Below are 14,007 nucleotides of genomic sequence, written 5' to 3'. Positions count from 1 at the left end.
CACACCACCCAACAAAACCCACCACAACCGGCAAACCCCATCAGGCGACAAACAAAAACAATACCCACCCCACCACGCACACGTCAAACCAAAACACTATGACACCAAACACACAAACACAGAAAGCCCTCTAAAATCCCTCAAAAACAAGGAAAAGTCCGCGCAGAATCAGGGAACAGTTACCACTGCACACCCGTTTCCGCACGGACTTTCACTCAGCAAAGCCACACTCTCAGGAAATACACAGCCTCAAAAAACCTGTCAAGCTACGTAGCTTTTCCAAAAAGAAGCGATGGACCTCACAAAATATACGAAGGAAACTCAACAAGTACCTAAGTGTTCTTGTACAGGAATATCTACCGTCGGCAAATCACGAACAGCTTGCCGAACTGCACGCGAAACAGCTCGCGGCACACGCTCGTCAAATACGCCAGGAATAATGTAATTCGCACCGAGTTCATCAACCGAAATCACATCAGCAATAGCAACAGCAGCGACACGGAGTACCTCCGTCGTAATTTCTTTCACCTTCGCATCAAGCAAACCACGGAATAAACCTGGGAAAGCCAAAACGTTGTTAATCTGATTCGGATAATCAGAACGCCCCGTTGCCACGATACGCGCATATTGAGCCGCAGCAATCGGATCAACCTCAGGAGTCGGATTCGCTAAAGCAAAAACAATAGAATCTTTGGCCATTGTTGCTACATCATCAGCCGTCAAAATATTGCCCTGCGAAACACCAATGAAAACATCCGCATCACGCAAGCCCTCAGCTAACGAACCTTTCACACGACGAGGATTAGTATTTTCAGCCAACCAACGACGTGCCGGATGCATGTCATCAGATACTTCATCAGCATTCAAAGCACCCGAACGACCATAACCCACAATATCGGTCGCACCTTGAGCCATCAGTAATTTGATAATGGCATTACCTGCTGCTCCGACTCCAGAAACAACGATGCGCACATCCTCAATACGTTTCCCGACAATTTTGAGGGCATTCAGTAGTGCAGCTAAAACAACAATTGCTGTCCCATGCTGATCATCGTGGAATACCGGAATATCTAGCTCTGCGCGTAAACGCTCCTCGATTTCAAAGCATCGCGGCGCTGAAATATCTTCGAGATTAATACCGCCATAAGCGGGAGCAATAGCTTTAACAATACGAACAATCTCATCGGTGTCTTTTGTATCTAAAACAACCGGCCAGGCATCAACGTTACCGAACTGCTTGAAAAGGACAGCTTTACCTTCCATAACCGGCAAAGCAGCCTCTGGTCCGATATCTCCAAGTCCAAGGACAGCTGTACCATCCGAGACAACCGCCACCGAATTTGCCTTCATCGTCAATAAATGCGCTTTTTGAGGCATGTCATGGATCGCCGTACATACGCGAGCTACGCCAGGAGTGTAGGCACGGGAAAGATCATCACGGTTACGCAACGGAACCTTTGAAGCAAGCTCAATTTTACCGCCAATATGTGACAGGAAGGTTTGATCTGCAACTGAAGAAGTCGCCACACCCGGTAATGAGTCAAGCACAGCTTCAACTTGTCGGCGATGTTCAGAATCACGCATATCACAGGTCACATCAACGATCAGGCGTCCACGATCAGAATCGGCAACATCCAGCCCCTTGATCTGTGCCCCTGTTTCAACGACAGCTGCAACAACCCCAGCAATCGAAGTCTGTCCTTCATCCAGATCTAACCGATATGAAGCAGTATAGGAGGGCGAAGTACGCATAATACTCCTTGTATGATACGGCTCAAAAGCCGCTAACGGACCTTATAACGTGACCATCGTAGGCATTTCATTTCTTTTGCTGACGAGTTGCATCACCTAGTGAGCAAATGAAAGTGAAGTCACATGTAAAAATTACGTAAAACACACTGTTTTTCAGCGTAGATTTGGGAGTTCTCTGCGCATATGTGTAGCTGCAAGAAACAGTATGAACTCCTAAGAAAATACTCACCTATAACCGGAGTCAAAAGGTCAGTTTCTGTATTTTCAACAAAATAGACGTTGTGAAGATCTTATTTGCCAAGGTGCACCGTTAAAACATTTCAATAAGGACAGGTGGCAAGGTCCTTCGGCACAATGTTAAAGCGATTTTCCTTAATAGCGACAGTATTTAACGGTAAATTTCTATGTTCTGGCTGAAATATCAGTGAGAGAATAATGAAGCATCATATGGGTTCTTCGGGCTGCTTTCATGTGAGTATCGTTGATGTAGGGACCTTACTTCTTGCCTATTTTTGTGTGACGCCTAGTCAAAAATCCCCATATCTGCGCACACAAAGTCTTAGTCTCTAAAAAGTGGGTATGGCCGCGTAAGACTGTGGCGGTACTTGTTTTTTCACGTAGAAAACAGGTCAGAGTGTGTCCCGGTCCGTGTGGCTACAAGAATAAGTTCATACTCGTTAATGGTGTAAATCAGGAGCCAATCTGGTTGAACTGGTTGAATATGACATTCACGAAACCCTACATAATCGCCTTTAAGAGCATGATCTCTATGCCACGCAGGTAAGGAATCACCGCGTATGGATTTTTGTTCAGGTCGTCCTCTGTCCTCTATGTCGCGCAGGTAAGGAATCGTCGCTACATAAAGTTTCAAGAATCTTTTCCAGCAAAGACATATCCATGCCACACTTTTTCATCCGCTTATAGTCTCGGCAAAACTGTGAGGATACAGCCACATTGAGCATTAGCGTTTTTCTTCCTCATCAAGAGCATCAAACAACGCTTTTACACTCGAAAAACACTCCATAGGGATTTTCCCTGCAATCATGTCACGTACTTGTTCGCAAGCTGCCTGCGTGGTATCTGATGCGTGAGAGCGCTTGATAGGAAAAGGAAACCCGCCCTCCATTAAAAAGGTGCGCAGAAAATATTGATCGCATCTGTCACCGATATGCCAAAGCTTGAGAAAAGAAGTTCCGCGTCCTCTTTTATTTCTGGTTTAACACGAATATTAATATGTGCTGTTTTTGGCATCACAGGTCACCTACACATTTACAGGCGTGAGCGTAACCATCGCGCACTAGGGTCTGCTCCCCTTCTTTCAGTGGGGAAAATTTTGAGTCATAAAAGCCCGCGAACGCATCAGTTTCTGAGCAAAAGACACATTTCTTTGCTGACGCGAAAGCAAACTGTAAAGCACAGCAACAACAAGGACAATTCCTTTAATTACCTGCGCACGATCAGAACCCACACCTAATAAAAGCAAACCATTATTAAGAACTGCCATGACAAGAGCACCCAGAACACCACCAATGACGCTACCTGTCCCACCTGAAATCGCTACTCCTCCAATAAAAACCGCAGCAATTGCATCAAGCTCCCATAAAGCACCATCTTGCGGACCAGCTGCCGTAGCTCGCGCCGTAAACAAAATCCCCGCAAGAGCAGCTAAAACTCCCATATTCGTCAAGACAATAAATTGAATCCGTTGCACATTAACACCGGATAAATGGGCTGCCACCGGATTACCACCCACAGCGTACACGTGACGCCCGAAAGTTGTTCTTTGTAACAGGAAATGATAAATCACTGCCAGGATAAAAACCACAAGAGCCGATAAAGGAACAGCAGTCCCTATAGGACCTCGACCGAATAGCCATACGCATACGCTCACACAGAAAAACAAGAGCAGACAACGAAAAATAAACGAACTTTTGCGTACCTGCGCACCAGCACGCGCAATATTTTTCTGGCGTCGCCACTGATCGCACATAAAGATCAAGCCAACGCATAAACCAAAAATGCATGTCGCTATATCAACGCCCAAGAAACGACCAAAATACGGCAACGTACCTGACCCAAGAAATTGGAATTGCGTAGGGACAGGAACAGATAATGCTTGAGATTCCCACAGCAATAAACCTCGGAAAATCAACATACCTGCCAAAGTAATCACAAAACTTGGCACAGCAAAATATGCAAGAAAAAACGCGTGAAAAGCTCCAATACAACCACCCAGCACAAGGCTCGCAGGAATAGCCAGCCAAAAAGGAATACCCCCATGCGCCATTCCTAAAGCCATTGTCATCGAAACAAAAGCTCCGACAGAGCCAACCGACAAATCGATTTGGCCGATGATGACAACTAAAACCATGCCGATCGTCAAAACAAAAATATAGGAATTTCCTGCAAGTAAATTATGTAAATTCGATGCACTCAACATGTGCCCATGCGTCGCATACTCAAAGATGACAACAAGAACAATTAACACATTCGCTACAAGATACGTGTGCCTATTCCGTCCCAGGAAAAAGTCAAAGATATGCATAACGACTGCAGACTCCTTTCACCCGCGCTTCTTTACGATCAGGCGTTACTTCTGTCTGTTCCTTCGTACATCCCTATCCTATAGGGATATTGATAAATCCCGTTAAAAATATTTTTTTCTATCGAATTTATGAGGACAGCCCCGTACATGTGCTGACAAACTGATAGCGTAGGTACGTGGTTTTATATGGAGGTCCTTCTGGGTCACAAGCTTCACTGCGAGAAGCTAATAGTGTCCGGGTTGTTGATGCCATTCAGCGATATGGTCGTATCACACAGGTTGAATTGGCTGCTGTCACAGGACTTTCTTCCGCCACAATTTCCAATATCGTCAAACAACTTGTTGAACGTGGAGTTGTCGCCACAGAAAATACGATTCGCTCAGGCCGGCGCGCGCAGCTTGTGCATCTACGTACGCAATCCGCTTTAGCCGTCGGTGTTCATATTGCTAAACGTGCTCTGCGTATTGAAATCGCTGATGCCTCCCATACGATTACCGCCGAAAAAGTACTCCCCCTGCCTACAGATCACCGGGCGGATACCACATTAGATCGCGCGGCCTTATTAATTTCTGAATTAACAGATGAAATGGGGGTCCCCCTTGATGAAATTGTCGGCATTGGTCTAGCACTACCGGCCCCCATAGACCCGCATACTCGTAATATTTCAGTCCGCGGCATCATGCGCGACTGGGAAGAAACCGATATTCGTCATGTTCTCGAACGTCGTCTGGGACGCCCTGTTCTTGTAGAAAATGACGCAAATGCTGCTGCAATCGGTGAGTACCTCTACGGGAATCTTCGCGGGTACAGTGACGGCGTATATATTCGCGCTTCCTACCATTGCGGCGCGGGCATCATGCTCAATGGGAAACTCCATCACGGTCCTCATGGGATTGCTGGTGAAATCGGACATGTACAGGTAGATCCCCTCGGACCAATTTGTCAATGCGGGAACAGAGGATGCCTCAATACCGTTGTAGGCGCAGATGCGCTGATAGATCTTTTACGCGTATCACGAGGACATTTATCTTTACGTGATGTGATTACCTTAGCCAATGATGGTGACCCTGGATGCGTGCACCTTATTTCAGATGCGGGCACCACCATTGGTCAAGTTGTCGCTAACCTCATCACATGGCTCGATACGCAACGTATTGTCGTCGGAGGTGAACTAGCGGAAACAGGTGATATCCTCCTAGCTCCCCTTTCCTCTGCGATTCGTACGCGTCCTCTTTTAGGGTATGACCGTGTTAGCGTCGTACAAAGCGCACTGCATGGAACCGCAGAATCAAAAGGTGCGCTTGCTTTGGCCTTGCAAACTTTTTCTGATCCAATCACCGCAACATCGGAGGTTGCCTGATGCTGAATGAAACTCCCCTGTTGGAACTCAGAAAAATTACGAAACGCTTTGGCGGAGTCGAAGCCCTCGTTGATGTTCACTTACGTGTTAATCGACATGAGGTTGTAGCACTCGTTGGTGACAATGCAGCCGGTAAATCAACTCTTGCACGCATTATTTCCGGCGTGCTTTCACCATCTTCAGGTCTTATTCGTTTAGATGGGCAAGCCGTTGTTATTCCAAATACGCAAGCTGCTTTATCTATGGGAATTGCTCCTGTTTTTCAAGAACTTGCTTTATGTGACAATTTGGATGTGGCCTCGAATATTTTCCTTGGGCAAGAGCAACGCCAAGGATTTTTTCTTGACGAGGCATCAATGGTGGTGCAAGCACGCGAGTATTTAGATCAGCTCAACTCACGTATCCCCGATGTGACTGTTCCCTTGTATGAGTTATCAGCTGGGCAACGCCAGTGCGTGGCTATCGCGCGAACACTTGTGTCAAGACCTCGACTTGTCATCCTTGATGAGCCAACAGCCTCACTATCAGTAAGTCAAACCGCCGAAGTTCTGACGCATATCGAACGGCTCAGAGATCTGGGGCTGGGTGTCATTTTTATATCGCATAATCTCACAGATGTGACAGCGGTTGCTGATCGAGTAGAGGTCCTTCGGCATGGCCGTAATAATGGCAGTTTCACAGCCCAAAAAACAGCAATTGAAGACATTATTGCTGCAATTACAGGTGCAACTCGCGTGAAATAACCCGTCTTTCTTTCCTTCTGGCATTTTCTCTGTGTTTTCAACGCTTTCAGTAAAACCTGCGAAACACAAAGGTCGGACCAAAGCATAGCTTTGACCCGACCTTACGAATGTGATGGAAGTAGTAAAAATTTACTTCTGTGCTTTTTCGACAAGCTTCAAACGAATCTCATCATTCTTGTACACGTCAGCAGCATTTTCTGCGGTCACAATCTTGGGTGTGAGCAAGAATGATTTCACAGGATTGCCTTTCTTAGACTCGTATTGGGTCTGATCTAGCGTGGCTCCTTCAATCTTCGGATTGTCATTCCCCTGTGCCAGGGCAACAGCTAATGACACCGCATCTTTGACTAACGGGCGGGTATCTTTGAAAATTGTCGAGTACTGACGGCCTTGGACAACCCATGTAACGGATTCATCCTCAGAGTCTTGACCGGTAACTACAGGAATTGACTTCCCAGCCTGTTCAATGGCGGTAATAATGGCACGACCCAAGGTGTCATTCGGTGAAAGAACACCTGCAGGAACTGCGTCACCTTGATAAGTGGATGTCAGCAAAGCTGCCATGCGGTCCTGCGCATTTTTTGGTAACCAGCCTTGTGTTGCTACTTGAGTGAAATCGCTTTGTCCGGATTTAATCACAAGCGTTCCATCATCGACTTTTGGCTGAAGAACATCCATCGCACCGTTGAAGAACTTCAACGAGTTAGAGTCATCAGGGGAGCCAGCAAAGACTTCAATATTCCATGGCTTATTCCCGCCTTTTGCTTCTAGTCCATCAAGCAAAGCTTTACCTTGGAGCTGGCCCACACCAAAGTTATCGTAGGCGATGTAATAGTCCAGATCTGTTGTATTTGTGAGCAAGCGATCGTAAGCAATAACTTTGATCCCTGCAGCTTTGGCTGCGGCAAGTTGAGTACCCAGCTGAGAGCCGTCAATTGCACCGATGACAAGGACTTTCACACCATTTTCAATCATTGCTGAAATTTGATTTTGCTGCTCAGCAACACCGCCATTGGCAAATTGAATCTGACAATCCACCGATGCTTCTGCACAACTTGTCTTAAATATTTCTTCAGCTTCTACCCAGTTTTGTGAAGTCTTTTGAGGCATCGCAATACCAATTGACACTTTACCGGTCATTGCTCCTGATGTAGCACCTTCACTACTAGTCGCAGTATCGGCATTACGTGCTCCACATGCACTCATTGTGAGGGCAAGAGCCGCGGCTGCTCCAAGCGCAGCAATATTTTTCCATGTTTTCATGGGAGATCCTTCTTCGGTTGTTTTCATACATATGTGTGCGTTATCCGCACGTTGTCCCTTACGGGGCTTGGGAACGTGAGTTCCATGCCGAGGCGTACCGGCTCCGTCGGCTCTGACTGTCCTTGGTATGTGTACGCATCGGAAATCTGTTTTCTGATTTTCAGTTGTGTTCTGTGAAAATCTGGGGAAATAGCTACGCTGAGGTTTTCATCGCCTGATCTGTTGTCTTTTCTTGCTGTCGCGCACGCGCATTCATGAAAGTTCCAATAATCGAACGCCGTCCTTGACGTTTGGAGTACACATCTAATGCCACTGCAATCAGGAGGACCAAACCTTTAATCATCTGTGTTTTATCTGAACCAACCCCCAACAGTTGAAGGCCGTTATTTAAGAAAGCCATCACAAGTGCGCCAACCATTGTTCCGCCGATGGTTCCGATACCACCAGATACAGCGGCTCCACCAATGAAAACGGCAGCAATCGCGTCTAATTCCCACATATTGCCATCAGCGGGACCTGACGCTGTGGAGCGACCGATAAAGAGGATGCCAGCAATAGCGGCAAGGAAAGCAGAGTTACAGATGACAAAGAAATTCGTTTTCACAACTTTGACACCGGTAAGTTCAGCAGCAGCTTTGTTGCCACCAATGGCATACACAGAGCGTCCAAGTATTGTGCGTTCTGCGATAAATGAATACACCAAGGCAAGAACAACAACAATGACACCCGGTATCGGGAAAGATGTGCCTTCTCGTCCTGTCGCAAAAATCCAGCCAAAAGCAATAATCACAATACTGATGACGACAGCGCGCATTAAAGGAATCCACAGTGGCACTGGGGTGTGAGCGAGTTCTGATTTTCTTTTATGTGAACGTAATTCTGCGATAACCACAGCAGATGCGGCCAAAACTGCAAGAATCATGGTTGGTAAGTTAAAAGGAATGACCTCGGGAGCAATATCAGGTAAATAGCCTGCACCAAGGGTTTGGAAAAGTTCAGGAACGGGAACCGTTAATGAATGGCCGATAAATTGGTTCATTCCTCTAAAAAGAAGCATCCCGGCTAAAGTAACGATGAAAGCAGGAATTCCCCATTTTGCTACCCAGAATCCTTGCCATGCGCCTATAAGGATTCCCAGAAGCAAACCAATAATGATTGCCAGCCAAGGGTGAACCCCATAATCCCTCATCACGACAGCAACAACAATGCCGACTGTTGCTGCGACAGAGCCGACAGATAGATCAATATGGCCAGCGATAATAACCAGAACCATACCGATCGCAAGAACCAAAACATACGTATTGCCAAGGACAAGATTCATAAGATTTTGTGCTTGGAATACTTTGCCGTCAGTTGTCCATTGAAAATACAGAGCAATGGTAATCAGCGCAGCGATCATTCCGAATTGACGGAAATCGCCTCCAAAGAGTTCTTTCATATTCTTTTTCATGGGAGCAAATCCTCATTATCGCTCGTCGTTGAGGGAGTGTGTTGAAGTCATCAAATGCATGAGGGTTTCTTGAGTAGCCAACTTCGTGGGTACTTCGCCGGTTACTTCTCCCTCAAAAATTGTGTAAATACGATCAGTAATTCCAAGAAGCTCTGGTAGCTCTGAAGAAATCACAATGACTGCTTTCCCTTCATCGGCAAGAGCTTGGATGAACGTGTAGATTTCGTATTTCGCACCAATGTCAATACCGCGGGTAGGTTCGTCAAGAATCAAGACTTCAGGATCAGTGAACATCCATTTGGCGAGAACCACTTTTTGTTGATTTCCGCCTGAGAGTGTTCCAACACCTGTCGTGACACTTGGGGCTTTAATTCGCATGCTGTGACGGTATTTTTCAGATACGCATACGCCTTCATGAATATTGAGAATCCCGTGGTGGGTGATTTTTTGAGGACGGGCCGACACAATTGATTGATGAATCGTATCCAGCAAATTTAAGCCAAGCATTTTTCGATCTTCTGACAGGTATGCAATACCGCAGTCAATTGCTTCAGGAACGGATTGAGCTTTCACTACTTTTCCATCAATACAGATTTCACCTGATTCAAAGATTCCGTATGAACGTCCGAAAATAGAACGAGCCAATTCGGTACGACCGGCCCCCATCAGACCTGCGAGTCCAACGATTTCCCCTGAACGCACGTCGATGGAGGTTCCTTTGCAGACCCAACGATCCGTGTTCATGGGATGGCGTACCCACCAGTCGCGAACAGAAAACTTCACATCGCCAATGCGAGGAGTGTGTTCAGGAAAACGATTATCGAGAGGTCTTCCGACCATCAGACGAATAATGTCATTTTGGTTAAGAGCCCCTTTTTCTGTGTCCATCCATCCGACAGTTTTCCCATCACGTATGACGGTTACAGCATCAGCTACTGCAGAAATTTCATCGAGTTTGTGCGAGATGATAACCATAGAGACACCGCGTTCACGTTGTTTACGCATGATGTCGAGCAGATGAGCAGATTCTTCTTCATTCAGCGCCGATGTAGGTTCATCCAAAATAAGGAGCTTCACATCTTTTGCTAGTGCTTTCGCAATTTCAACAAGTTGTTGTTTGCCGACTCCTATATCTTTAATGAGGGTATCTGGGTCTTCATCAAGACCAACTTCTGCCATATATTTTCTGGCACGTTTACGTGTTTCGTGCCAGTTAATAGCGCAGTTTTTTACGATTTCATTCCCCATGAACATGTTTTCCGCGATGGATAGTTGCGGAATGAGGGCTAGTTCTTGGTGGATGATGACGATACCGTGCTGTTCAGAATCACGAATAGTTGAAAAACGTACTTCTGTTCCTTCAAAAAGGATGTGTCCGCTATATGTTCCGTGCGGGTGAACCCCAGAAAGGACTTTCATTAAAGTCGATTTTCCTGCACCGTTTTCACCGCATATTGCGTGAATTTCTTCTGCACGTACATCGAGGTTCACATCATCTAAAGCAACGACGCCCGGAAAAACTTTAGTGATGTTACGCATCTCTAAGACCCGACGTTCGTTTCGTTGTCTCAGCATGTGTTCTCCGTTGAATATGGGTGGTTGCGAGTCTTCAATGCCTCGCATGTCCCCAGTGTGCCCTTTTTTCCCTCCGAATATGCTGAAAAAAGCAAAGAATCTACGGTTTGTAATCAAATCGTAATATTGCGTTTAAGAAGTAAATTCAATATCTACTCAGTATCAAACAAAACAACTCAACTATCCTCTGCACCAATTCCTCATCAAAAACACAAAGCCTTCAATGCAGTGCACACAAAAACACCTCACTACAGAAAAACCCTGTGCCACTCAATGTGACACAGGGTAAATCCACATAAAAACGAAAGAATCAGACACCAATCATTTCCATAATCAGCTCACGAACACGAGCCGCATCAGCCTTCCCCTTCGTTGCCTTCATAACAGCACCCACAAGAGCACCAACAGCTTGAAGTTTCCCACCCCGAATCTTCTCAACAGCATCCGGCTGAGCATCAAGCGCCTCTTGAACTGCAGCTACCAACGTGCCTTCATCAGAAACAACTTCCAAGCCACGAGCCTCAACAATAGCTTCAGGATCACCCTCACCTGCCAGCACGCCCTCCAAAACCTGACGAGCAAGCTTATCTGTCAAACGTCCTGAATCAACCAAAGCCTGCAACTGAGCAATCTGCTCCACGCTCACCGGTAAATCAGCCAGTTCAACTTCTAACTCTTTAGCACGACGAGACAACTCGCCCATCCACCACTTACGCGCTGCCGTGGCCGAAGCACCTGCCGTCACAGTTGCCTCAATAAGCTCCACAGCACCCGCATTGACCACATCACGCATCTCAACTTCTGTACAGCCCCACTCAGCACGCAAACGGCGACGCTTTGCTACAGGAAGTTCAGGTAACGAAGCCCGTAACTGCTCAACCCAATGCGCGTCAGGAGCCACAGGAACCAAATCTGGCTCAGGAAAATAACGATAATCCTCAGCATCCGACTTCACGCGCCCCGAAGAAGTAGAACCATCCTCCTCATGGAAGTGACGCGTTTCCTGAATAACCGTACCGCCCTGCGAAAGAATCGCGGCCTGACGCTGAATCTCAAAACGCACAGCACGCTCAATACCACGGAAAGAATTCACATTCTTCGTTTCTGTGCGCACACCTAAAGGCGCGTGAGGATCCGAACGCAAAGACACGTTAATATCAGCACGAACATTACCCCGCTCCATACGAGCCTCAGAAACATCCAAAGCACGGAAAATATCTCGCAACGTCTGCACATAAGCACGAGCCACCTCGGGAGCACGATCCCCAGCTCCTACAATTGGGCGCGTCACAATTTCAACCAAAGGAACACCTGCACGGTTGTAATCCACCAAGGAATAGGCAGCACCCTGAATACGCCCTGTCGCGCCTCCCACATGCGTGTTCTTACCGGCATCTTCTTCCATATGAGCACGTTCAATCTCTACACGGAAAAGCGTGCCATCTTCCAGTTCAACATCAACCCAACCATCAGAAGCAATTGGTTCGTCATACTGAGAAGTTTGGAAAGCTTTTGTCAGATCAGGATAAAAATAGCTCTTTCGAGCAAAACGACAGCTTGACGCAATACTGCAGTTCAAAGCCAGCCCAATCTTGACCGCATACTCCACAGCGCGAGCATTAACCACCGGCAACGACCCCGGCAGTCCCAAAGAAACCGGAGTAACATACGTATTCGGATCTCCACCAAAAGCGTTAGGAGCCGCATCAAACATCTTCGTTGCGGTCCCTAATTCAACATGAACCTCAATGCCAAGAACTGGATCAAAGGCTGCCACTGCATCCGCGTATTCCATCATATCCGTCATCAGAGTACTTCCTCCCACTGTGCAGCTGGACAATTACCAGCAATGTCGTCCGGTGTCAGCGCTTCAACTAAAGCAGCCACCTCATACATACGAAGATCATGATGCGCAGGAGCAAGAACTTGGAAACCAATAGGCAAACCCTCATTATCGCATCCCACAGGAATACTCATCGCAGGAATACCAGCAAGATTCGCTGGAATTGTAGCAACATCGTATAAGTACATCGCCATAGGATCATCCACCTTATCGCCCAAACGGAAAGCTGTCGTTGGAGCGGTAGGCGACACAAGAACATCAACATCAGCGAAAACCCGGTCAAAATCACGCTGAACGAGTGTACGTACCTTCTGAGCAGAGCCATAATAAGCGTCGTAATATCCCGCCGACAACACGTGAGTACCTAAAATAATGCGACGCTTCACTTCATCACCAAAACCAGCTTCACGTGTTGCAGCCATCACACGCTCAGCAGTTACCGGCCCTTGTGTTGGTTCCACACGAATGCCATAACGAATACCATCAAAACGAGCAAGATTCGACGATACTTCAGCCGGCATAATGAGGTAATACGCAGCCAACGCATACTCAAGGTTCGGGCATGACACTTCAATAACTTCAGCACCTGCCGAACGTAAACGCTCAACTGTTACCTCAAAAGCAGATTGAACCTCAGCCTGATAGCCCTCACCTGAAAGTTCTTTGACCACACCCACTTTGAGGCCCTGTAATGAACGCGTATCCGCTACCTTGCACACCGCATTATGAAGATCCGTTACAGGCGCGGTCAAAGATGTTGAATCCAAAGGATCATGACCACCAATAAGTTCCGTCAATGCAGCAGCATCAGCAACTGTACGTGTCACTGGCCCAATCTGATCCAAAGAAGAAGCCATCGCAACCAAACCATAACGCGATACCCCACCATATGTAGGCTTCGCACCTACGGTTCCCGTCACCGAAGCAGGCTGACGAATCGAACCGCCCGTATCAGAACCCAACGCTAAAGGAACCATGTAGGCGGCAACCGCTGCAGCAGAACCGCCACCAGAACCCCCAGGAATACGGTCAGTATTCCACGGATTACGTGTCACTCCGAAAGCTGAATGTTCCGTTGAGGACCCCATAGCAAACTCATCCATATTTGTTTTACCCACAATAGGTAAACGAGCAGCTTTAATACGTTCCACAACAGTGGCATCATAAGGAGGAATCCACCCCTGAAGAATTTTTGAAGCACATGTCGTCGGCATACCACGTGTCACAATGTTATCTTTAACAGCAATAGGAATACCGGCCAGAGGATGTAATTCCTCGCCTTGAGAACGTAAAGCATCAACCTCAGCAGCCGTCGCCAAAGCTCCTTCACGATCAATATGCAAAAAAGCGTGAATACGGCCATCCACGGCCTCAATACGATCAAGACATGCTGTTGTCAGTTCTACAGCCGTTATACGTCCCTCACGAAGATCAACAGCAAGTTCACATGCAGATTTCTTTAATAATTCATTCAT

General features: G+C 46.9%; 12 protein-coding genes. 2 read left to right on the top strand and 10 right to left on the bottom strand.

Translation table 11 applies throughout. The features are described from left to right. Positions 1-321 precede the first annotated feature (321 nt). From LRP54_RS07845 to LRP54_RS07835, 5 genes are all read right to left on the bottom strand, one after another. Positions 322-1,752: an NAD(P)-dependent malic enzyme gene (locus LRP54_RS07845; protein WP_231235655.1), complete on the bottom strand. Its 1,431-nt coding sequence runs from the start codon at positions 1,750-1,752 to the stop codon at positions 322-324. Between the two features lie 613 nt (positions 1,753-2,365). Further along, the gene (locus LRP54_RS08490) at positions 2,366-2,623 is read right to left on the bottom strand and encodes a type II toxin-antitoxin system YafQ family toxin (RefSeq protein WP_331274813.1); all 258 of its coding nucleotides are present in this window, start codon (positions 2,621-2,623) and stop codon (positions 2,366-2,368) included. After that, a complete protein-coding gene (locus LRP54_RS08525; protein WP_442984664.1) occupies positions 2,562-2,714 on the bottom strand; it encodes a type II toxin-antitoxin system YafQ family toxin in 153 nt (50 codons plus the stop codon). The genes LRP54_RS08490 and LRP54_RS08525 overlap by 62 nt, the downstream gene beginning before the upstream one ends. A 163-nt stretch (positions 2,715-2,877) precedes the next feature. Then, positions 2,878-3,003, bottom strand: a complete 126-nt coding sequence (locus LRP54_RS08425) for a type II toxin-antitoxin system RelB/DinJ family antitoxin (protein WP_269212816.1) — start codon at positions 3,001-3,003, stop codon at positions 2,878-2,880. A gap of 67 nt (positions 3,004-3,070) precedes the next feature. Continuing rightward, positions 3,071-4,297, bottom strand: coding sequence for a sugar ABC transporter permease (locus LRP54_RS07835; protein WP_231235654.1), 1,227 nt, complete (start codon positions 4,295-4,297; stop codon positions 3,071-3,073). 176 nt (positions 4,298-4,473) lie between these two features. On the opposite strand from LRP54_RS07835, the gene LRP54_RS07830 reads away from it, so the two are divergent. Then, positions 4,474-5,658 (top strand): ROK family transcriptional regulator, encoded by a 1,185-nt coding sequence (locus LRP54_RS07830; protein ID WP_231235651.1) that lies wholly within the window; start codon positions 4,474-4,476, stop codon positions 5,656-5,658. Further along, positions 5,658-6,401 (top strand): ATP-binding cassette domain-containing protein, encoded by a 744-nt coding sequence (locus LRP54_RS07825; RefSeq protein ID WP_231205896.1) that lies wholly within the window; start codon positions 5,658-5,660, stop codon positions 6,399-6,401. Before LRP54_RS07830 ends, LRP54_RS07825 begins: the two co-directional genes overlap by 1 nt. 129 nt (positions 6,402-6,530) lie before the next feature. On the opposite strand, the gene LRP54_RS07820 is transcribed toward LRP54_RS07825, so the two are convergent. From LRP54_RS07820 to gatA, 5 genes are all read right to left on the bottom strand, one after another. Further along, entirely contained in the window at positions 6,531-7,664 is a 1,134-nt protein-coding gene (locus LRP54_RS07820; RefSeq protein ID WP_231205897.1) for a substrate-binding domain-containing protein, read from the bottom strand. Between the two features lie 193 nt (positions 7,665-7,857). Beyond that, positions 7,858-9,114, bottom strand: a complete 1,257-nt coding sequence (locus LRP54_RS07815; RefSeq protein WP_231205898.1) for an ABC transporter permease subunit — start codon at positions 9,112-9,114, stop codon at positions 7,858-7,860. A 15-nt stretch (positions 9,115-9,129) separates the two neighbouring features. After that, positions 9,130-10,689, bottom strand: coding sequence for a sugar ABC transporter ATP-binding protein (locus tag LRP54_RS07810; RefSeq protein ID WP_231235650.1), 1,560 nt, complete (start codon positions 10,687-10,689; stop codon positions 9,130-9,132). Positions 10,690-10,999: 310 nt separating this feature from the next. Continuing rightward, complete coding sequence (gatB, locus tag LRP54_RS07805; protein WP_231235649.1) at positions 11,000-12,496, bottom strand: Asp-tRNA(Asn)/Glu-tRNA(Gln) amidotransferase subunit GatB; 1,497 nt, start codon at positions 12,494-12,496, stop codon at positions 11,000-11,002. Then, the gene (gatA, locus tag LRP54_RS07800) at positions 12,496-14,007 is read right to left on the bottom strand and encodes an Asp-tRNA(Asn)/Glu-tRNA(Gln) amidotransferase subunit GatA (RefSeq protein ID WP_231235648.1); all 1,512 of its coding nucleotides are present in this window, start codon (positions 14,005-14,007) and stop codon (positions 12,496-12,498) included. Before gatA ends, gatB begins: the two co-directional genes overlap by 1 nt.

Origin of the sequence: Schaalia sp. lx-100, from assembly GCF_021083625.1 — a bacterium.
Lineage (GTDB): Bacteria > Actinomycetota > Actinomycetes > Actinomycetales > Actinomycetaceae > Pauljensenia.
Note: the sequence above shows the minus strand (reverse complement) of the source record. Positions and strands in the feature narration are given on the sequence as shown.

Bases quoted from the DNA above. Each gene is read 5' to 3' on its own strand.
- LRP54_RS07810 (WP_231235650.1), bottom strand. From the start codon at position 10,689: ATGCTGAGACAACGAAACGAACGTCGGGTCTTAGAGATGCGTAACATC.
- gatA (WP_231235648.1), bottom strand. From the start codon at position 14,007: ATGAATGAATTATTAAAGAAATCTGCATGTGAACTTGCTGTTGATCTT.
- LRP54_RS07835 (WP_231235654.1), bottom strand. From the start codon at position 4,297: ATGCATATCTTTGACTTTTTCCTGGGACGGAATAGGCACACGTATCTT.
- gatB (WP_231235649.1), bottom strand. From the start codon at position 12,496: ATGACGGATATGATGGAATACGCGGATGCAGTGGCAGCCTTTGATCCA.
- LRP54_RS07815 (WP_231205898.1), bottom strand. From the start codon at position 9,114: ATGAAAAAGAATATGAAAGAACTCTTTGGAGGCGATTTCCGTCAATTC.
- LRP54_RS07825 (WP_231205896.1), top strand. From the start codon at position 5,658: ATGCTGAATGAAACTCCCCTGTTGGAACTCAGAAAAATTACGAAACGC.
- LRP54_RS07845 (WP_231235655.1), bottom strand. From the start codon at position 1,752: ATGCGTACTTCGCCCTCCTATACTGCTTCATATCGGTTAGATCTGGAT.
- LRP54_RS08425 (WP_269212816.1), bottom strand. From the start codon at position 3,003: ATGCCAAAAACAGCACATATTAATATTCGTGTTAAACCAGAAATAAAA.
- LRP54_RS08525 (WP_442984664.1), bottom strand. From the start codon at position 2,714: ATGCTCAATGTGGCTGTATCCTCACAGTTTTGCCGAGACTATAAGCGG.
- LRP54_RS07820 (WP_231205897.1), bottom strand. From the start codon at position 7,664: ATGAAAACATGGAAAAATATTGCTGCGCTTGGAGCAGCCGCGGCTCTT.